Origin of the sequence: Streptomyces colwelliae (assembly GCF_048158785.1) — a bacterium.
GTDB lineage: Bacteria > Actinomycetota > Actinomycetes > Streptomycetales > Streptomycetaceae > Streptomyces.
In genome coordinates, this window is the sequence record NZ_JBLTJC010000180.1 from 1 (window position 1) to 20,379 (window position 20,379).

The 20,379-nt window shown below is 69.4% G+C and carries 13 protein-coding genes and 2 pseudogenes; 8 read left to right on the forward strand and 7 right to left on the reverse strand.

All coding sequences use genetic code 11. The annotated features are described in order from the left end of the window. Window positions 1–491 precede the first annotated feature (491 nt). The 4 genes and pseudogenes from ACNFOC_RS31170 to ACNFOC_RS31185 all read left to right on the forward strand — a co-directional run bounded on the left by ACNFOC_RS31170 (window position 492) and on the right by ACNFOC_RS31185 (window position 5,029). Complete coding sequence (locus ACNFOC_RS31170) at window positions 492–1,589, forward strand: substrate-binding domain-containing protein (protein WP_416962392.1); 1,098 nt, start codon at window positions 492–494, stop codon at window positions 1,587–1,589. Further along, window positions 1,576–3,120 (forward strand): sugar ABC transporter ATP-binding protein, encoded by a 1,545-nt coding sequence (locus tag ACNFOC_RS31175; RefSeq protein WP_416962393.1) that lies wholly within the window; start codon window positions 1,576–1,578, stop codon window positions 3,118–3,120. The genes ACNFOC_RS31170 and ACNFOC_RS31175 overlap by 14 nt, the downstream gene beginning before the upstream one ends. 70 nt (window positions 3,121–3,190) lie before the next feature. Further along, the gene (locus ACNFOC_RS31180; RefSeq protein WP_416962394.1) at window positions 3,191–4,237 is read left to right on the forward strand and encodes an ABC transporter permease; all 1,047 of its coding nucleotides are present in this window, start codon (window positions 3,191–3,193) and stop codon (window positions 4,235–4,237) included. 22 nt (window positions 4,238–4,259) lie between these two features. After that, window positions 4,260–5,029 (forward strand): annotated as a pseudogene (locus ACNFOC_RS31185) (hypothetical protein). On the opposite strand, the gene ACNFOC_RS31190 reads toward ACNFOC_RS31185, so the two are convergent. The 5 genes from ACNFOC_RS31190 to ACNFOC_RS31210 all read right to left on the reverse strand — a co-directional run bounded on the left by ACNFOC_RS31190 (window position 5,000) and on the right by ACNFOC_RS31210 (window position 10,845). Then, window positions 5,000–5,317, reverse strand: coding sequence for a hypothetical protein (locus ACNFOC_RS31190; RefSeq protein ID WP_416962395.1), 318 nt, complete (start codon window positions 5,315–5,317; stop codon window positions 5,000–5,002). The pseudogene ACNFOC_RS31185 and the gene ACNFOC_RS31190 overlap by 30 nt on opposite strands. 348 nt (window positions 5,318–5,665) lie before the next feature. Continuing rightward, window positions 5,666–7,282, reverse strand: a complete 1,617-nt coding sequence (locus ACNFOC_RS31195; RefSeq protein WP_416962396.1) for a glycerol-3-phosphate dehydrogenase/oxidase — start codon at window positions 7,280–7,282, stop codon at window positions 5,666–5,668. A 9-nt stretch (window positions 7,283–7,291) separates the two neighbouring features. Next, window positions 7,292–8,830: a glycerol kinase GlpK gene (gene glpK / locus ACNFOC_RS31200; protein ID WP_416962397.1), complete on the reverse strand. Its 1,539-nt coding sequence runs from the start codon at window positions 8,828–8,830 to the stop codon at window positions 7,292–7,294. Between the two features lie 83 nt (window positions 8,831–8,913). Beyond that, entirely contained in the window at window positions 8,914–9,693 is a 780-nt protein-coding gene (locus ACNFOC_RS31205) for an MIP/aquaporin family protein (RefSeq protein ID WP_416962398.1), read from the reverse strand. A gap of 378 nt (window positions 9,694–10,071) precedes the next feature. Then, window positions 10,072–10,845, reverse strand: a complete 774-nt coding sequence (locus ACNFOC_RS31210) for an IclR family transcriptional regulator (protein WP_416962399.1) — start codon at window positions 10,843–10,845, stop codon at window positions 10,072–10,074. Between the two features lie 362 nt (window positions 10,846–11,207). Here ACNFOC_RS31210 and metH point away from each other — a divergent pair, with 362 nt between their 5' ends. The 3 genes from metH to ACNFOC_RS31225 all read left to right on the forward strand — a co-directional run bounded on the left by metH (window position 11,208) and on the right by ACNFOC_RS31225 (window position 17,601). Continuing rightward, on the forward strand, window positions 11,208–14,723 hold the full coding sequence (gene metH, locus ACNFOC_RS31215; protein ID WP_416962400.1) for a methionine synthase: 3,516 nt from the start codon (window positions 11,208–11,210) through the stop codon (window positions 14,721–14,723). 150 nt (window positions 14,724–14,873) lie between these two features. Next, the gene (locus ACNFOC_RS31220; protein ID WP_416962401.1) at window positions 14,874–15,569 is read left to right on the forward strand and encodes an HAD family hydrolase; all 696 of its coding nucleotides are present in this window, start codon (window positions 14,874–14,876) and stop codon (window positions 15,567–15,569) included. A gap of 427 nt (window positions 15,570–15,996) precedes the next feature. Beyond that, window positions 15,997–17,601: an ABC transporter substrate-binding protein gene (locus ACNFOC_RS31225; RefSeq protein WP_416962402.1), complete on the forward strand. Its 1,605-nt coding sequence runs from the start codon at window positions 15,997–15,999 to the stop codon at window positions 17,599–17,601. 222 nt (window positions 17,602–17,823) lie between these two features. Here the strand turns inward: ACNFOC_RS31225 and ACNFOC_RS31230 are convergent, their stop codons facing one another. Both ACNFOC_RS31230 and ACNFOC_RS31235 read right to left on the reverse strand, forming a co-directional pair. Beyond that, entirely contained in the window at window positions 17,824–18,495 is a 672-nt protein-coding gene (locus ACNFOC_RS31230; RefSeq protein WP_019059117.1) for a response regulator, read from the reverse strand. A 177-nt stretch (window positions 18,496–18,672) separates the two neighbouring features. Further along, window positions 18,673–19,698: a RecB family exonuclease gene (locus ACNFOC_RS31235; RefSeq protein WP_416962403.1), complete on the reverse strand. Its 1,026-nt coding sequence runs from the start codon at window positions 19,696–19,698 to the stop codon at window positions 18,673–18,675. Window positions 19,699–19,873: 175 nt separating this feature from the next. On the opposite strand from ACNFOC_RS31235, the pseudogene ACNFOC_RS31240 reads away from it, so the two are divergent. Further along, a pseudogene (locus tag ACNFOC_RS31240) lies at window positions 19,874–20,379 on the forward strand (hypothetical protein); the annotation flags it as partial.

Genomic DNA, 20,379 nt, shown 5'->3' on the forward strand with positions numbered 1-20,379 from the left:
GCCGGGGGCGGCGAGCGACGGCGGCGGACAGCCGGTCAGCCCGGACAGCGTGCGTCGGGACAGCACCTCATGCAGCTCATGGGGGGTGTTGTCGCGCGCGGTGTCTTCATCGGGGCCTCACTGTGCCGGGTCGGGAGCCGGTTCCGTGATGGTAACCGCCGTCGGTGAACGGACCGGGTGTGACGTAGTCGTTGTCTCATCTGTTGAGAAACCGCTTCCATCCCTTTGACCAATGGCCGAAATCATTCTCATGATCTCCTTATGAAGACGCTGCTGCTCGTGCGGCGGCTGTACGTGGACTTGCTCCGGTCGACCACAGCCAGCTGTCGCTGACCACACCCGGAGCCCGACGCGCCCCGATCTCCCGGGGCGCTCGCCGCCTGTCCACTATGCGTACGGTGGCGCGTTCCCATCCCCGGCTCCGGGTCAAGCACGCCCTTCCTTCACTCCCTCCGCACCACCCTGCACCTCCCCGCACCTGGAGCCCCCTGATGTCCCGTACCCGCGTCCCCCTCGCCGCGCTCTCGCTGGCCTCCGTCTCCGCGCTCCTCCTGGCGGGCTGCTCGCAGTCCACGGACGCCTCGAAGAGCGGCGACGACACCGCCGCCTCGGCCTCGGCCGCCACGGGCAAGAAGCCGGCCCCCTTCAGCAAGGGCACGGTCAAGGTGGCGCTCGTGCGGCAGAGCGGCGCCGGCGACTACTTCGAGCAGTGGGGCAACGGCGCGAAGGCGCAGGCCAAGGCCCTCGGCATCGACCTGACGGTGTACGACGCCCAGGCCGACAACGCCAAGCAGGCCACCGACCTCTCCTCGGCGATCAACTCCGGCGCGCAGGCGATCATCGTCGACCACGGCTTCCCCTCGACGATCCAGCCCGAGATCGACCAGGCCGTGAAGAAGGGCATCAAGGTCGTCGTCTACGACGTCGACCAGACCAACAAGTCCGTGATCAGCACCGAGCAGGACGACGCCAGCATGGCCAAGGCCGTCCTCGACGTGATGGCCAAGACGGTCGGCAAGAACGCCAAGGTCGGCTACGTCAACGTCGCCGGTTACGCGGCCCTCGACAAGCGCAACTCCGTCTGGAAGACCGCGGTCGACGCCAACGGCTGGAAGCAGCAGTTCAAGGTCGGCAAGGTCACCGACTCCACGGCCACCGACAACGTGCCGCTGGTCTCCGCCGCCCTCACCCAGCACTCCGACGTGGCGGGCGTCTTCGCCCCCTACGACGAGCTCGCCAAGGGCACCGTCCTCGCCGTGCAGAACAAGAAGCTCCAGAGCAAGGTGAAGGTCTTCGGCGCGGACGTCTCCAACGCCGACATCCAGAACATGACCGCCGCGGGCAGCCCGTGGGTGGCCACGGCCGGCACGGACCCGTCGGCGGTCGGCGCGGCCGTCGTCCGTACGGCGGCCCTTGAGCTGGCGGGCCAGTTGAACAAGACCACCGTCGACTTCCCGGCCGTCGCCATCACCCAGGACTTCCTGCGCAAGAACAAGATCGAGAACATGGACCAGCTGCGCGCGGCCCTGCCCGCCCTGAACCTCTCCAAGGTGAGCACCGCGGACTGGATCCCCAATGTCGCCCACTGACAAGGCGGTTGACGTGGCGGCCGGCGACGTCGCGGTCTCCCTCCGCGACGTCAGCATGGCCTTCGGCGGCAAGACGGTACTGGCGTCCGTCTCCCTCGACATCGCACCGGGCAGCGTGGTCGCGCTGCTCGGCGCGAACGGCGCGGGCAAGTCCACGCTGATCAAGATCCTGTCGGGCGTGCACACGGACCACGGCGGGGAGGTGCGGGTCGCCGGGGAGCCCGCGGCTCTCCAATCCCCGTTGGCCGCCCGGCAGTTGGGCATCCAGACGGTCCACCAGCGGATCGGTGAGGGCATCGTGCCCGGCCTGACGGTCGCCGAGAACCTGGTCTTCGAGGAGCTGGCCCAGCGCCGCGGCAACCCGTTCCTGAACGGCCGCCGCGTCCTGGCCCGCGCCCGCGAGATCCAGGCCGCGCTCGGACTCGACTGGAGCGACGCCGTGTTGCGCCGGGACGTCACCGAACTGGGCATCTCCGACCGCCAGTTGCTCATCCTCGCCCGCGCCCTGGCCACCCGCCCCCGGCTGCTCATCCTCGACGAACCGACCTCGGCACTCTCCGCCGCCGAGGCCGAGCGGCTCTTCGCCCTCGTCGAGAAGATGCGCGACGACGGCATCGCGGTCCTCTACGTCTCCCACCGCCTCGGCGAGATCGACGCCCTCGCCGACCGCCTGGTCGTCCTGCGGGACGGCGGTCTCACCGACGACCAGGTCAAGCCCTTCGACTGGGACAGCGCCCTGCGCGCGATGCTCGCCCAGGCCCACGAGGCGACGAGCGCCCGCCCTCAACACAGCGGCGACCACGGGAAGGTCGTCCTCGGCCTGCACGGCGTCCACCTCTTCGAGGGCCGGGCGCCCCTCGACCTGGACCTCCGCGCCGGTGAAGTCACGGGCGTCGTAGGCCTGTTGGGCGCCGGCAAGACCGAACTCGCCCGCGGCCTGTTCGGCGCCGAGCCCTTCCCCACCGGCACGGTCGAACTCGACGGCAAGCCGTACGCACCCCGCCGCCCGTCCGACGCCATCCGCGCCGGCGTCCACCTCGTCCCCGAGGACCGGCACGCCGACGCGCTCGTCCCCGGCTGGACCGTGGCCCAGAACATCTCGCTGCCGTTCCTCAAGTCCCTGTCCCGGGCCGGACTCGTGAACACGGCGAAGGAGGACGCCCTCGGCCGCGGGACCATCGAAGCCCTCGGCGTCGTCGCCCGCGACGAGCACAGCACGGTCGAGGAACTCTCCGGCGGCAACCAGCAGAAGGTCGTCGTCGGCCGCTGGCTCGCCGAGACCCCCCGTGTCCTCATCCTGGACGAGCCGTTCCGAGGCGTGGACATCGGCGCACGGCGCGACATCGGCCGCAGGGCGCGTGCGCTGGCCGCCGAGGGTGCGGCTGTGCTTGTCCTCTCCGCCGATGTGGACGAGGTGCTGGAGATCGCCGACCGTGTCGTCGTGCTGGCGGCGGGTGAGGTGCATCTCGACGCGTACGGCGAGGACGCGGAACGCGATCGCGTGATCCAGACGATTTCGGCGTCTGTGTGATGCCGGTAGACCAATTCAGCGGTGTCCGTGTGACGCCCGCCCCGCACGAAGCCACGGCAGGAAGTACGCCATGACCACCACTCAGAGCTCCGAGGCCGCACCGAAGGCACTGGCCCCGCCTGCCGTCTCCACGGCCGTGCTCGTCCAGAACGCCGTCATCAAGTACGGGTTCATCTTCGTCACGGTCGCGCTCTTCCTGTACTTCGCGCTGAGCGAGGGCTCCTTCCGGGAGTCGGCGACGCTGCTCGACACCCTGCGGTACGTGTCCGTCGCCGCGATCCTCGGGCTCGGCGTCACGCTCACCATGGCCGTCGGCGGAATGGACATGTCCGTCGGCGCCGTCGCCGGTCTCGGTGTCACCGTCGCCGCGAAGACGATGGTGACGTACAACCAGGTCGGCACGGTCGCGATCATCGCCGTGATCGCGGCGGGCGCGCTCGCCGGACTCCTGAACGCCCTGCTCATCGTCGTGATGAAGATCCCCGACATGCTGGCCACCCTCGGCACCATGTTCGTCATCCAGGGCACCAAACTCATCCTGGTCGACGGCCAGTCCATCTCCGCCGGCATGACCGAGTCCGACGGCTCCACCGCCCCCGGCAAGTTCACCGCCGGCTTCCTGCGCATCGACCGCGGCACCATGCTCGGCATCCCCATCTCGGTACTGATCTTCGGCGCGCTGACGGTCATCGCCTGGGTCTTCCTGGCCCGCACCCGCTGGGGCCGCGTGCTGTACGCCATCGGCGCCAACCCCGAGGCCTCCCGCCTGGCCGGCATCCGCGTCGGCGCGTACCGGGCCCTCGCCTACGTCCTCTCCGGCGTCCTCGCTTCGATCGGCGGCCTGATCCTGGCGTCCCGGATCGGGCAAGGTGACGTGTCCGCCGGAACGTCGCAGCTGCTGGAGGCGGTGGCGGTCGCACTGGTCGGCACATCGGTCCTCGGCCGGGGCCGCCCGAACGTCTGGGGCACGGCCCTGGGAGCCGTCCTGATCGGCATCATCACGACCGGTCTGACCATCAAGGGCCTGCCGTACTACACCCAGGACGTCGTCGAGGGCGCGGTCCTCATCCTCGCCCTGGTCTTCAGCTTCACCCTGTCCAAGCGCCGCACCGCATAAGGAAGTTCGAGGAGTTCGTACGATGGGCTACCGCATCCTGGAGACCGACGACATCCCGGCCTACCTGCACGAGCGCGGCCACTGGGCGGATGTGACCGACATCCACGTCCGCGAGGTCTCCGACGGCAACATGAACCGGGTGTTCCTCGCGTCGAACGCCGACGGCAGCCACAGCCTCGCGATCAAGCAGGCGCTGCCCTGGGTGCGGGTCGCCGGTCCCTCCTGGCCGATGAGCCCCGAGCGCGCCGACGCCGAGGCCCGGGCCTACGAGCAGGTCGCGCGCGTCGCCCCCGACAAGATCCCGGCGATCCACGGCTACGACGCCGACAACTACGCCCTCGTCATGGAGGACATGTCCGACCTGGAGGTCCTGCGCACAGTCCTCAACGAGGGCGCGTCGTACGGCCCGGACACCTCGGCCTGTACTGGGCCAACGTGCTGGTGTCGGAGGAACGGGCCCGCGAGCTGGGCACGTTGTCCGACCACGGCGACCAACTCCGGCTCTCCTGGGCGGCGTTCGAGACGGAGTTCCGCCGCCTCTGGTCCACCCGCGTCGACACCTTCTTCGACGACGCCTACCTCGACCGCTTCCTCTCCCGAGTCTGGACCGACTCGGTCGGCTACGCCGGCACGGAGATCGTCCGCCGCATCATCGGCTTCGCCCACCTGACCGACCTGACGACGTTGCCCGATCCGGTGCCCGCGTCGCGGCGGGCGTTGCTGCTGGGGCGCGAACTGATCGTGCGGCGGGCCGAGTTGACGTCACCGGAGCAGATCGGGGCGCTTGTCTGACGTCGCGCGGATGACGATGGTGCTGACGGTGCCGTTGCCCCACAGGGTGGTGTTCATCATCATGTGGCCGTCCAGCGCCATCACGGTGAACTCCGGCACGAACCGCTCGCCCATGTAGAACCGCATCCACATCGGCAAGGGCCCGTCGTCCCCGCCGCCCAGGTCCCACCCGTCGAGGAGCTGGACGCGGGCCCAGGCCCACTCGCTGCCGACGGCCTCGGGATCGGAATACTCGACGCTGAGCAGGAACTCCCGGCTCTCGTCGAACAGCCCGTACTCGGTCGCCATCCGGAACCAGCCCTCCCCGACCTTGGCGGGGAGGGCCGGGTCGTGGATGTCGACGGACGGCGAGTCGATCCGCCCGTGCTCGGGCAGACAGCTCGCAGGACCGCGATCGGGCGGCAGCGGGTACGGCGGGACCTCGGCCTCGTCGAGGCGCGCCGGAGGAACAGGAAGCCGCCAGGCGCCAGTTGGGCGGCGATCTCGGCGTCGGTAATCAGCACAGCCTCACGATAGGCACCGTCCCCAACTGGACGCCGCTGGGTTTCCTGGCACGCCAAAGGGGCGGCTCCCAACCGAGGAGCCGCCCCTTTCACGCCGTAGCGAATGCCGTCGTGGCGACCGGCGTTGTACCGCCTACTTCTTGTCGAGCAGGTCCTGCACCTTCGCCCGGACCTCGTCCGTGGCCAGGCCCCGGATCGTCAGGGTGGTGCGGCGGCGCAGGACGTCGTCCTGGGTCTCGGCCCACTCGTGGTCGCGGGCGTAGACGACCTGGGCCCAGATCTCGGGGGCGTCGGGGTGCACGCGCTGCCCCAACTCCGGGCTCTCGTTGGCGAGTCGGGCGATGTCGAAGGCCAGCGAGCCGTAATGCGTGGCCAGGTGCTTCGCCGTGTCGGCCGCCATGCGCGGGCCCGGCGCCGGGTTGTCGACCAGGAGGCGGTGGGCGACCGCGCGCGGGTTGGCGACGCCCGGCAGCGGGAGCTTCTTCGGGAGGGAGGAGATCGGCTCGAAGTCCTCGCCGAGCGGGCGGCCGGGGAGGGCCTCCAGCTTCTGCATGACCGTACGGCCGATGTGCCGGAACGTGGTCCACTTGCCGCCCGCGACGGACAGCATGCCGCCCTTGCCCTCGGTCACCACCGTCTCGCGCTTGGCCTTCGCGGTGCTGCCGGGGCCACCGGGCAGCACGCGCAGACCGGCGAAGGAGTACGTGATCAGGTCACGGGAGAGCTGCTGGTCGCGGACCGAGAACGCGGCCTCGTCCAGGATCTGGGATATGTCCTTCTCGGTGACCGAGACGTCCGCCGGGTCGCCCTCGAACTCCTCGTCGGTCGTGCCGAGCAGCAGCATGTCCTCCCAGGGGAGGGCGAAGGTGATGCGGTACTTGTCGATGGGGGTCGCCAGCGCGGCCTTCCACGGAGACGTCCGCTTCAGGACCAGGTGCGCGCCCTTGGAGAGGCGGATGGACGGCGCCGCGTTCGGGTCCTCCATCTTGCGCAGGTGGTCGACCCACGGGCCGGTCGCGTTGAGCACCAGGCGGGCGCTCACGCCGAACTCGTCGCCGGAGGTGGTGTCGCGCAGCTCCGCGCCTGTCACCCGGCCCTGGGTGAAGCGCAGGCCGGTGACCTCGGCGTGGTTGAGGACGACCGCGCCCGCCTCGACGGCCGCGCGGACCGTCATCAGCGCCATGCGCGCGTCGTTCATCTGGTCGTCGCCGTACACGGCCACGGCCTTGAGGTTCTGGGTGCGCAGCTCGGGCACGTCCTGCGCCGCCTTGGCGGGGGACAGGAGGTGGCCGACGCCGTCACCGAACGCGGAGAGCGCGGAGTAGGCGAAGACGCCCGCCCCGAGCTTCGCCGCGCCGTGCGGACCGCCCTTGTACACGGGGAGGTAGAACGTGAGCGGGTTGGCCAGGTGGGGGGCCACCTGGCGGGAGACCGCACGGCGTTCGAAGTGGTTCTCCGCCACCAGCTTCACCGCGCCGGTCTGCAGGTAGCGCAGACCGCCGTGGAGAAGCTTGGAGGAGGCGGAAGAGGTGGCACCGGCGAAGTCGCCGGCGTCGACCAGGGCCACCCGCAGCCCGGACTGCGCGGCGTGCCAGGCGGTGGAGATGCCCAGGATGCCGCCGCCGATGACGAGGAGGTCGTACGTCGCCTTGGAGAGCTGCTCCCGGGTCTCGGCTCGGCTCGGGTTCGAGCCGGAGGCCGGGTGCGTACCGAGGGCAGGTACGGACTGCAGGGTGGACTGACTGGTCATGTGGGGTTCTTACTCCTCGTCCTCGAGCCAGCCCATGGTCCGCTCGACGGCCTTGAGCCAGCTCTTGTACTCACGGTCGCGCTTCTCCGCGTCCATGTTGGGGGTCCACTCGGCGGCCCGGCGCCAGTTGGCACGCAGGTCGTCGGTGCTGGTCCAGAAGCCGACGGCGAGGCCGGCGGCGTAGGCGGCGCCGAGGCAGGTGGTCTCGGCGACCATCGGGCGCACCACGGGGGCGTCGACGAAGTCCGAGAGCGTCTGCATCAGCAGGTTGTTGGAGGTCATGCCGCCGTCGACCTTGAGCGCGGTGAGCTCGACGCCGGAGTCCTTCGTCATGGCGTCCGTGATCTCACGGGTCTGCCAGGCGGTGGCCTCCAGGACGGCGCGCGCGAGGTGCGCCTTGGTGACGTACCGGGTGAGACCGGCGATCACACCACGGGCGTCGGAGCGCCAGTACGGGGCGAACAGACCGGAGAAGGCCGGCACGAAGTAGGCGCCGCCGTTGTCCTCGACCGAGAGCGCGAGCGTCTCGATCTCGGCGGCGGTGGAGATGAGGCCCATCTGGTCGCGCATCCACTGCACCAGCGAACCGGTGACGGCGATCGAGCCCTCCAGGGCGTAGACCGGCGCTTCGTCGCCGATCCGGTAGCCGACCGTGGTCAGCAGGCCCGAGTAGGAGTTGATGATCTTCTCGCCGGTGTTCATCAGCATGAACGTGCCGGTGCCGTACGTGGACTTGGCCTCGCCCTCGGCGAAACAGGTCTGGCCGAACAGGGCCGCCTGCTGGTCGCCGAGCGCGGAGGCGACCGGGATGCCGCCGAGCAGGTCGCCGAGCTTGCCGCCGGTGACCTCGCCGTAGACCTCGGCGGAGGAGCGGATCTCCGGGAGCATGTTCATGGGGACGCCGATGGACTCGGCGATCTTGTCGTCCCACGCCAGGGTGTGCAGGTTCATCAGCATGGTGCGGGAGGCGTTGGTGACGTCGGTGTAGTGCTTGCCGCCGTTCACACCGCCCGTCAGGTTCCAGATGACCCAGCTGTCCATGGTGCCGAAGAGGATGTCGCCCGCCTCGGCGCGCTCCCGCAGGCCCTCGACGTTGTCGAGCAGCCAGCGGGCCTTGGGTCCTGCGAAGTACGACGCGAGCGGCAGACCGGTCTCGCGGCGGAAGCGGTCCTGGCCGACGTTGCGGCCCAGCTCCTTGCAGAGCGCGTCGGTGCGGGTGTCCTGCCAGACGATCGCGTTGTGGACGGGCTCACCGGTGTTCTTGTCCCAGAGGAGAGTCGTCTCGCGCTGGTTGGTGATGCCGATGGCCTTGATGTCGTCGCGGGTGATGCCGGCCTTCTCGATGGCGGAGGCGACGACCTCCTGGACGTTGGTCCAGATCTCGGTGGCGTTGTGCTCGACCCAGCCCGGCTTCGGGAAGATCTGCTCGTGCTCCTTCTGGTCGACGGAGACGATACGGCCGTCCCGGTCGAAGACGATGCAGCGGCTGGAGGTCGTGCCCTGGTCGATGGCCGCGATGAACGGTCCGGCGGTGTGCGCGTCGGTCACTGTGTGCTCCTGAGGGGTTCCGTGGTCATGAGGACTGGTTCTACTGCTGCTTCAGTGCTCGGAGTTCCGGTTCTCATCCGGTTCTAAGCAAAGGCGACGTTGTAGATACCCGCAGCGATCGCGCCGCCGATCAGCGGACCGACGACCGGGATCCAGGCGTAGCTCCAGTCGGAACCGCCCTTGTTGGGCAGCGGCAGGAGCGCGTGCACGATGCGCGGGCCCAGGTCACGGGCCGGGTTGATCGCGTAACCGGTCGGGCCGCCCAGGGACAGACCGACCGCCACGACCACGAACGAGGTGATGAGCACGCCCAGCGTGCCGAGACCGTCGCCGTTGGCGTTCAGTCCCTGCGTGAGGATGGCGAGGACCAGCACCGCGGTGCCGATGATCTCCGTGGCGAGGTTCTGCCACACGACCCGGATCTCGGGGCCGGTGGAGAAGATGCCCAGGACCGGGCCCGCGCCCTTCTCCTCCGCCTCCACGGCCTTGGCCGTCGGCTCGCCGACGATCTCCTTGTCCGTGAGGTGCGCGTGGAACTGGCCGTAGTAGGCCACCCAGACCAGCGAAGCGCCGATCATGGCGCCGAGCAGCTGCCCGGCCCAGTAGATCGGAACGTTGTCCCAGCCGCCGTCCTTGATCGCGAGCGCGAGCGTCAGGGCCGGGTTCAGATGGGCGCCGGAGAGCGGCGCCGAGATGTAGGCCGCCGTCATGACGGCGAAACCCCACCCGAAGGCGATGGCGAGCCAGCCGGCGTTACGGGCCTTGGAGGCCTTCAGCGTGACGGCGGCGCAGACGCCACCGCCCAGCAGGATGAGCACGGCGGTACCTATGGTCTCGCCGATGAAGATGTCGGAGCTGGACACCCGCGACTCCTTTGTCCTTCGTCCAGGGAAGCCGAACCCCGGGTCCCGCCGGGGGTTCGTGCGCCCTCGGGGGTGAGAGCGATGCCGGCCTTTGGCGTTGCCACACTCTAGCGCGTATTGCCGGTAGGTGTTCGACAATGCCGACCGATGGACGGGAGTCTTGCTCCGGGGTTACAGGCGCGTCAAGAGTGCTGTTATCGAAAACACGATCGTTATTGATTGCTGTGGGCTATCGATCGCGTGATCGATGCGGACGGCAGTCAGGTGGACACCGTGTGTGGCGATTTGGCGTTTTGGCCGACTTTGTCGTTCAGCGTACGACTAAGGCCGGAACATCCCCCAGGATGTTCCGGTCTTTTTGCTGTGAATCCGGTGAGGTCAGAACCGCCCGGCGCCGAGATCCCGCGACACCGCGCGGGCGCAGTCCCGTACCGCGGCGATCAGCTCGGGGCGCAGCGCGCCTTCCTCGTCGGACCGGCACAGCCGCTCCACCGCGCCGGTGATGCCGACCGCGCCGACCGGCATCCGCCGCCGGTCGTGGATGGGGGCGGCGATGGACGCGACGCCCTCCCAGGTCTCCTCGACGTCGGCCGCGTACCCACGCGCGCGCGTGACGTCGAGGATGTGCTCGAAGTCGGCCAGCTCGGACACCGTGCGGTCGGTGAAGGGCTTGCGGTCGGCCTCCAGGGCCTCGCTGTGCGCGACCGGGTCGTAGGCCGACAGCACCTTGCCCAGGGCCGTGGAGTGCAGCGGCTGCATGGCCCCGATCTCCAGGACCTGCCGGCTGTCGTCGGGCCGGAAGACGTGGTGCACGATCAGGACGCCGTGCTGGTGGAGCACCCCCAGGTGCACGCTCTCGCCGCTGGAGCGGGCCAGGTCGTCCGTCCACACCAGGGCGCGGGCCCGCAGCTCGTGCACGTCGAGGTAGGTGGTGCCCAGGCGCAGCAGTTCGGCGCCGAGCTGATAGCGCCCGGAGACGTCGTCCTGCTCGACGAAGCCCTCATGCTGGAGGGTGCGCAGGATGCCGTGGGCCGTGCCCTTGGCGAGACCGAGCGACGAGGCGATGTCCGAGAGGCCGAGCCGTCGCTCGCCGCCCGCGAGCAGGCGCAGCATCGCGGCCGCCCGTTCGAGCGACTGGATGTTCCGTGCCATCGCCGTACTGCCTCCGTCCCGTTCGACCGTCGACGCGCGACGTCGCTGCCGCCGTTCGGCAATGTCGAACACTACCGGTCCATGCCGACCTCCCGCTAATGGTCGGCCGATTCCTGTTACGTCTCCTGTCGCGCCGCTCGTCGCGAGAACCTAGACGGCCCGTCGCGAGAACCTAGACGGCGTTGACCCGCCCGTCACCCCGGTCCGCCACTCCGTCACCCCGGTCCGCCCCATGGACGCCGCAAGCACGCTCCCGCCCGACCCCGTTACCCTGGCGACGTGCACGCTCCCCGGGGAGTTCCGTGAGAGGTTCCCAGGGAAGCCGCAAAGCCGACAGCCGTCGCACTCCAGGGAGCCCCTTCATGGCCTCGTCGCCACTGACCCCTTCTGCCGACAGCCGGACCCGTGTGTCCGCGCTCCGAGAGGCACTCGCCACCCGCGTGGTGGTCGCCGACGGAGCCATGGGCACCATGCTCCAGGCACAGGACCCCACACTCGAGGACTTCGAGAACCTCGAGGGCTGCAACGAGATCCTGAACATCACCCGCCCGGACATCGTCCGCTCGGTCCACGAGGAGTACTTCGGCGCGGGCGTCGACTGCGTCGAGACGAACACCTTCGGCGCGAACCACTCCGCGATGGCCGAGTACGACATCCCCGAGCGCGTGCACGAACTCTCCGAGGCCGGCGCCCGCATCGCCCGCGAGACGGCCGACGAGTTCGGAGCCCGCGACGGCCGCCAGCGCTGGGTCCTCGGCTCCATCGGCCCCGGCACCAAGCTGCCCACCCTCGGCCACATCGGCTACGCCACGCTGCGCGACGGCTTCCAGGCGAACGCCGAGGGCCTGCTCGCCGGCGGCGCCGACGCCCTGATCGTGGAGACCACCCAGGACCTCCTCCAGACCAAGTCGTCGATCCTGGGCGCCCGCCGCGCCATGGAGGCGACCGGCGTCGACGTACCCCTGCTGGTCTCCATGGCGTTCGAGACCACCGGCACCATGCTCCTGGGCTCCGAGATCGGCGCCGCGCTCACCGCGCTGGAACCCCTCGGCATCGACATGATCGGCCTGAACTGCTCGACCGGACCGGCCGAGATGAGCGAGCACCTGCGCTATCTCGCCCGCCACTCGCGCACCCCGCTGCTGTGCATGCCGAACGCGGGTCTGCCCATCCTCACCAAGGACGGCGCCCACTTCCCGCTCGACCCCGAGGGCCTGGCGGACGCGCAGCAGCACTTTGTCCACGACTACGGCCTGAACCTGGTCGGCGGCTGCTGCGGTACGACCCCCGAGCACCTGCGCCGGCTCGTCGAGCGGGTCCGCGAGGCCACGCCCACCGAGCGCCACCCCCAGCCCGAGCCGGGCGCCGCCTCGCTCTACCAGACGGTCCCGTTCCGCCAGGACACCGCCTACATGGCGATCGGCGAGCGCACCAACGCCAACGGCTCGAAGAAGTTCCGCGAGGCCATGCTGGACGGCCGCTGGGACGACTGCGTGGAGATGGCCCGCGACCAGATCCGCGAGGGCGCCCACATGCTGGACCTCTGCGTGGACTACGTCGGCCGCGACGGCGTCGCCGACATGGAGGAACTGGCCGGCCGCTTCGCCACCGCCTCCACCCTGCCGATCGTCCTCGACTCCACCGAAGTCCCGGTCATCCGGGCCGGGTTGGAGAAGCTCGGCGGCCGCGCGGTCATCAACTCCGTCAACTACGAGGACGGCGACGGCCCCGAGTCCCGCTTCGCGAAGGTCACCAAGCTGGCGCAGGAGCACGGCGCCGCGCTCATCGCGCTGACCATCGACGAGCAGGGCCAGGCCCGCACCCCGGAGCACAAGGTCGCCATCGCCGAGCGGCTCATCGAGGACCTCACGACGAACTGGGGCATCCACGAGTCGGACATCCTCATCGACACCCTGACCTTCACCATCTGCACCGGCCAGGAGGAGTCCCGCGGCGACGGCATCGCCACCATCGAGGCGATCCGCCGCCTCAAGAGCAGCCACCCCGACGTCCAGACCACGCTGGGCCTCTCCAACATCTCCTTCGGCCTCAACCCGGCCGCCCGCGTGCTGCTCAACTCCGTCTTCCTCGACGAGTGCGTCAAGGCGGGCCTCGACTCGGCGATCGTGCACGCCTCGAAGATCCTGCCGATCGCCCGCTTCACCGAGGAAGAGGTGCAGACGGCCCTCGACCTGGTCTACGACCGCCGCCGCGAGGGCTACGACCCGCTCCAGAAGCTGATGGCCCTCTTCGAGGGCGCCACCACCAAGTCCCGGACGGCAGGCCGCGCCGAGGAGTTGGCCGCCCTCCCACTGGACGAGCGGCTCAAGCGGCGCATCATCGACGGCGAGAAGAACGGCCTGGAGACCGACCTCGCCGAGGCGTTGGAGACCCGCCCCGCCCTCGACATCGTCAACGCGACACTCCTGGACGGCATGAAGGTCGTCGGCGAACTGTTCGGCTCGGGTCAGATGCAGCTGCCGTTCGTGCTCCAGTCCGCCGAGGTCATGAAGACCGCGGTCGCCTATCTCGAACCGCACATGGAGAAGTCGGACGCCGAGGGCAAGGGCACCATCGTGCTCGCCACCGTGCGCGGCGACGTCCACGACATCGGCAAGAACCTCGTCGACATCATCCTGTCCAACAACGGCTACAACGTCGTCAACCTCGGCATCAAGCAGCCCGTCTCCGCGATCCTGGAAGCCGCCGAGGAGCACCGCGCCGACGTCATCGGCATGTCGGGCCTCCTGGTCAAGTCCACGGTGATCATGAAGGAGAACCTCCAGGAGCTCAACCAGCGCAAGATGGCCGCCGACTACCCGGTCATCCTGGGCGGCGCCGCGCTGACCCGGGCGTACGTCGAGCAGGACCTGCACGAGATCTACGAGGGCGAAGTCCGTTACGCCCGCGACGCGTTCGAGGGCCTGCGCCTGATGGACGCCCTGATCGGCGTCAAGAGGGGCGTGCCCGGCGCGAAGCTGCCCGAGCTCAAGCAGCGCCGGGTGCGGGCGACCGCGGCCGTGGAGGTCGAGGAGCGCCCCGAGGAGGGCCACGTCCGCTCCGACGTAGCCGTCGACAACCCGATCCCGACCCCGCCGTTCCGCGGCACCCGGGTCATCAAGGGCATCCAGCTCAAGGAGTACGCGTCCTGGCTCGACGAGGGCGCCCTCTTCAAGGGCCAGTGGGGCCTCAAGCAGGCCCGCACCGGCGACGGACCGACGTACGAGGAACTCGTCGAGACCGAGGGCCGCCCCCGCCTGCGCGGCCTCCTGGACAAGCTCCAGACCGACAACCTCCTCGAAGCGGCCGTCGTCTACGGCTACTTCCCCTGCGTGTCCAAGGACGACGACCTGATCATCCTGGACGACCAGGGCAACGAGCGCACCCGCTTCACCTTCCCGCGCCAGCGCCGCGGCCGCCGTCTCTGCCTGGCCGACTTCTTCCGCCCGGAGGAGTCCGGCGAGACCGACGTCGTCGGCTTCCAGATCGTCACCGTGGGCAACCGCATCGGCGAGGAGACCGCCAAGCTCTTCGAGTCGAACTCCTACCGCGACTACCTCGAACTGCACGGCCTGTCCGTCCAGTTGGCCGAGGCACTCGCCGAGTACTGGCACGCGCGCGTGCGCTCCGAACTCGGCTTCGCCGGCGAGGACCCCACCGACGTCGAGGACATGTTCGCCCTCAAGTACCGCGGCGCCCGCTTCTCCCTCGGCTACGGCGCCTGCCCCGACCTGGAGGACCGCGCCAAGATCGCCGACATGCTGGAGCCGGAACGCATCGGCGTCCACCTGTCCGAGGAGTTCCAGCTGCACCCGGAGCAGTCCACGGACGCGATCGTCATCCACCACCCGGAGGCGAAGTACTTCAACGCGCGCTGAGCGGCCTCGGAGCGCTGAATACACAGGCGCGCTGAACGGACGAGCACACTGATCGGATAAGTCGTACACTGGTCGGTCCACCGCAGGCCGGTCGCCTCTCTGTGAAAAAGAGGCGGCCGGCCTGATCGTCCCTCAAGGAGGTGCGCCAGGATGACCAGCACGGTCCCCGCGCTCGGAACCCGTACGGCCGAAGGCTCAGCACTTCAGGCCGTACTCCTCGACATGGACGGAACCCTGGTGGACACCGAGGGCTTCTGGTGGGAGGTCGAGGTCGAGGTCTTCGCAGCCCTCGGACACACCCTCGACGACTCCTGGCGCCATGTCGTGATCGGCGGCCCCATGACCCGCAGCGCCGGCTTCCTGATCGAGGCCACCGGCGCCGACATCACCCTCGCCGAGCTGTCCGTCCTGCTCAACTCGGGCTTCGAGGACCGCATCGGGCGGAGCCTGCCGCTGATGCCGGGCGCCGCCAGACTCCTGGCCGAGCTGGCGGAGTACGAGATCCCGACGGCCCTGGTCTCCGCCTCGCACCGGCGCATCATCGACCGCGTCCTGAGCGCGCTCGGCCCCCAGCACTTCGCGCTGACGGTGGCCGGCGACGAGGTCGCGCGCACCAAGCCGTACCCCGACCCGTATCTGCTCGCCGCCGCCGGACTCGGCGTCGACCCGGCCCGCTGTGCGGTCGTGGAGGACACGGCGACCGGTGTCGCGGCGGCGGAGGCGGCGGGCTGCCTGGTGGTGGCCGTACCGTCCGTGGCGCCCATCGCCCCGGCCGACCGGCGCACCGTCGTGACCTCGCTGGAAGTCGTCGACCTGGCATTTCTACGCGGACTGATGGCTGACTGATGACGGAAATGCGCCAGCTGTTCACCGAGCGTGCAAAGTCCAATGGTGCCAATGGGAAAAGAATTCGGACCCGGCCGACCGGCCGAATTCCGGTGCTCTCCAACTGAGTTGATGCGTGTGAGGTTCCCCACGTGCGGGAGGGTCGACATCGTCGTCACCCTGTGCTGTTCACCCCATTTCTGAGGCCGATCAAGCACCCTTGTGTCCCGATTGGTGAAACCCTGCACTAATCCTTCCCTCGACGGGTTTTCGGTCTGTCCACAGCCGGTTCCGCTGCGTGATGGGAACTCAACTACGGTGACCGTGAACCCCCGTGCGGGTCCGGACTAATCTCAACGCGAGAACATCGCCCTTACCCCCGTGATCGACATCACCACCCCATGTATGTCGGCTACACGGACTCGAACAGCTCTGGAGAAACTCCCGCATGAACCGCAAGACTTTGGTGCTGTCGGCCGTCGTCGGCCTGCTCGCGCCGGTGCTCGCCGCGTGTGGCGGCTCCGGCAGCGGGAGTTCCAGCGACGATGCGATAATCGTCGGCACCACGGACCGGTTCGAGGCGACGAAGGACGCTCCGGCGCCGCTCGACCCCGCCTACGCCTACGACGTCGGCACCTGGAACATCCTGCGCCAGACCGTGCAGACCCTGATGATCCAGCCCAAGGGCGAGGGCGACCCGGTGCCCGAGGCCGCCGAGAAGTGCGGCTTCACCGACACCGGCAACGAGCGCTACGCCTGCACCCTGCGCGACGGTCTGAAGTTCGCCAACGGCGACAAGATCACCGCGGAAGATGTGAAGTACTCCATCGACCGCGCGATGCGCATCAAGGCCGACAGCGGTGTGTTCGCCCTGCTGTCCACCGTCGACACCGTCGAGACCCAGGGCGACCGCGAGGTCATCTTCCACCTGAAGACGGCCGACGCCACGTTCCCTTACAAGCTGTCCACTCCCGTCGCCGGCATCGTGAATCCGGACGACTACCAGAAGGACAAGCTGCGCGACGGCTTCGACATCGACGGCTCGGGCCCGTACACCCTCTCGGTGTCCAAGAAGGGTGACGCGATCACCACGGCCACGTTCACCAAGAACCCCAATTACAAGGGTGCTCTCGAGGTGAACAACAACAAGGTCGAGATGCGTTCCTTCGCTGACGCCGACGCCATGGGCAGCGCGATCAGCAAGGGTGACATCGACGTCATGACGCGCACCATGTCGCCGGAGCAGATCCAGAAGCTCAGCGACGACACGGACGGCGACGTCGACCTCGTCGAGATGCCCGGCCTCGAGATCCGCTACCTGGGCTTCAACACCGACGCCGCGACCGTGAAGTCGAAGGCCGTACGCGAGGCGATGGCCCAGATCATCGACCGCGGCGAACTCGTCTCCAAGGTCTACGGCACCGAGGCCGAGCCGCTCTACTCCATGGTCCCGGCGACCATCACGGGCCACTCGAACTCGTTCTTCAACAAGTACGGCGACCCGAGCGTCTCCAAGGCCAAGCTGCTGATGGAGGGGGCCAACATCACCACTCCGGTGAAGCTGACCCTGCACTACACGACCGACCACTACGGCTCGGCCACCAAGGAAGAGTTCGAGCAGCTCCAGAAGCAGCTCAACGACAGCGGCCTGTTCGACGTCAGCATCCAGGGCACCGCCTGGGCGACGTTCCGCCCGGCCGAGCAGAAGGGCAAGTACGACGTCTACGGGATGGGCTGGTTCCCGGACTTCCCCGACGCCGACAACTACCTCGCGCCGTTCCTCGACAAGGACAACACCCTCGGCTCGCCGTACGTCAGCACCAAGATCAGGAGCACCCTGATCCCGGAGTCCCGTCGCGAGGCGGACCGGCTCGCCGCCGCCAAGAGCCTCACGGCCATCCAGGACATCGTCGCCAACGACGTCCCGCTGATCCCGCTGTGGCAGGGCAAGCAGTACGTCGCCGCCCGCGACGACGTCACGGGCACCGCGTACGTGCTCAACTCCTCCTCGACCCTCCAGCTCTGGGAGCTGGGCCGAGGCGTGGGCAACTGACAGCCCCGCCCGCGCGGCGAACAAGCTCGACCAGTGGCCAGCCCCGCCGAACACGGCGGGCCTGGCCACTGGCCTGTAGACGGTGTTCCGTTCCAGGCAACGCGGCAGGGGCTGAGCAGCCGGGCCGGTACCACCCGCTACGCCCCTACATACGGAGAGGGCGCCCCTGTCAGGAAGGGGCGCCCTCTCCGTATGTACGGCTGCCTGCTGCCACTACGACGACTACTGCGCGCCGGGGCGCACCAACCCGCTCTCGTACGCGTACACCGCCGCCTGCACCCGGTCCCGCAGGCCCAGCTTGGTGAGGACGTGCCCCACATGCGTCTTGACGGTGGTCTCGCTGACGAAGAGATCGGCGGCGATCTCGGCGTTCGACAGCCCGCGCGCCACCAGCTTCAGCACCTCGACCTCACGCTCGGTCAACGTGTGCAGGGCGTCCGGGACGGGCTCGTCACCCGACGGCAGATGGCTGGCGTACTTGTCGAGCAGCCGCCGCGTGATGCTGGGCGCGAGCATGGCCTCACCGGAGGCCACCACCCGGATCGCCTGCACGAGTTCGTTCGCGGGCGCGTCCTTGAGCAGGAAGCCACTGGCACCGGCCCGCAACGCCTCCACCACGTACTCGTCGAGATCGAAGGTCGTCAGCACCAGCACCTTCGCCGGACCGTCCCGCCCGGGACCGGTGATCTGCCGGGTCGCCTCCACCCCGTCCATCCGCGGCATACGGATGTCCATCAGCACCACATCGGGCTGCAGGGCCCGCACCTGGTCGAGCGCCTGTAGACCGTCACCGGCCTCACCGACGACCGCGAGATCCTGCTCCGCCTCCAAAATCATCCGGAACCCGGTTCGCAGCAGCGGCTGGTCATCAACCAGTAGGACGCGGATGGCCACGTGAATCTCCTTCGCTAGCCCGGCCCCATTCTGCCTTGCGTACGGCGGGGCGACTCGACCGGCCTTGGGGGCGGCTGTCGGGTCTTGGTGGGAGTGGGCGTGGGGACGCGGTGTGCTGTGTCCGGGCTTGTGGCGGGGGCGTCGTACGGACCCTTGGTGGCAGGGTTGGTACGGCGCTTATGCCCCCTTAGTGGAGAGACCGCCCGCGGCCTCCGGACCCGAGGCACCTTCAGCGGAAGTACCGCCCCCCGCCTCAACACCCCCATCAGAACCGCCCGCGGCCCTCCGTACCGGCAACGGATACGGCGGGGGAGTGCCGCCGAACTCCGGGCACACCGCCTGGTGGTCGCACCAGCCGCACAGCTTGGTCGGGCGCGGGAGCCACTCGCCGGTCTCCGTGGCCAGCCGGATCGCCTCCCACAGGGCCAGCAGTTTGCGCTCCACCCGCTCCAGGTCCGCGAGGACGGGGTCGTACGTCACCACGTCCCCGCTGCCCAGATACACCAGCTGAAGCCGCCGCGGAACGACCTGCTTCAGCCGCCAGACCACCAGGGCGTAGAACTTCATCTGGAACAGAGCGCCCTCGGCATACTCCGGCCGAGGCGCCTTGCCCGTCTTGTAGTCGACGATCCGCACATCGCCCGTGGGCGCCACATCGACCCGGTCGATGATCCCGCGCAGCTTCAGTCCCGAATCCAGCTCGGCCTCGACGAACATCTCCCGCTCGGCGGGCTCCAGCCGTGTCGGATCCTCCAGGGAGAACCACCGCTCGACCAGCCGCTCCGCCTCCCCGAGCCAACGCGTCAGCCGCTCGCCCTCCGGATCATCGGCGAACAGCTCCACGACCTCCGGCCGCGACTCCCGCAGCCGGTCCCACTGCCCGGGGATCAGCGACTTGGCCCGCGGCGCCGTACGCTCGGCCGCCGGCGCGTCGAAGAGCCGCTCCAGCACCGAGTGCACCAGGGTCCCCCTGGTCGCCGCCTCGCTGGGCTTCTCGGGCAGCCGGTCGATCACCCGGAACCGGTACAGCAACGGGCACTGCATGAAGTCGCCGGCACGCGAGGGCGACAACGAGGCGGGCGCTATGGCGACGCGCTCGGCCACGCCCACCGTCCCCGTCCCCACCGTCACCGCCGCGGTCGGTCCCGCCGCCGCGCCCTCGTCGCCGACTGTCCCCGCGACGCCCTCCGCACTGGTCTCCATGCCCACAGACCTTACGGCCCGCCACTGACAGTCACCCGATCCCGGCCGACGCGCCCGCGACGCCCGGGGAAACGCGGGGGGTGCCGGGGCGGAACGCGTCGCGACAGCCGCATACCATCGACCCGAGACCCCTCCGCCCGGCTGGCGCGGAGGATGCTTCGAACGAGGGGACATCGTGGACGAGAGCGGCGGGAGCGGGCAGCCGCGGTCCGGCACCAACGAGCCGACCGAACACGCCACGGGTGCCACGACCCCGACCACCGACCCCGGCACCCCCGAACCGAAACGCGACGACTCCGCCCACCAGAAGCCCGAGACCTCCGCTCAGCAACACGGGGACACGAACACGTCGTCCGGGGAGCGCGGGGCCACGGGCACGTCGTCCGACGACCACGCGGAGGCGAGTACGCCGTCCCGGGAGCGCGGCGACGCGAGCACGCCGTCCGGGGACCGCGAGGGCGCCGGCGCCCCGTCCGAGCACGCCACCCGCGACGGCGGCCCGAAGCCCGGCACGTCGTCCGGGCCTGCCGCCGAGGACCGTACGGAGCCGGCCCCGCCGTCCGATTCCGCCGAGAACGGCGCTGCGGAGGCGGAGGGGACGGAGGAGACGGAAACGTCGTCAGGGCCCTCCGAGCCCACCCCGAACCATCGCCCGCCGTCCGGGACGACCGGCACATCGCC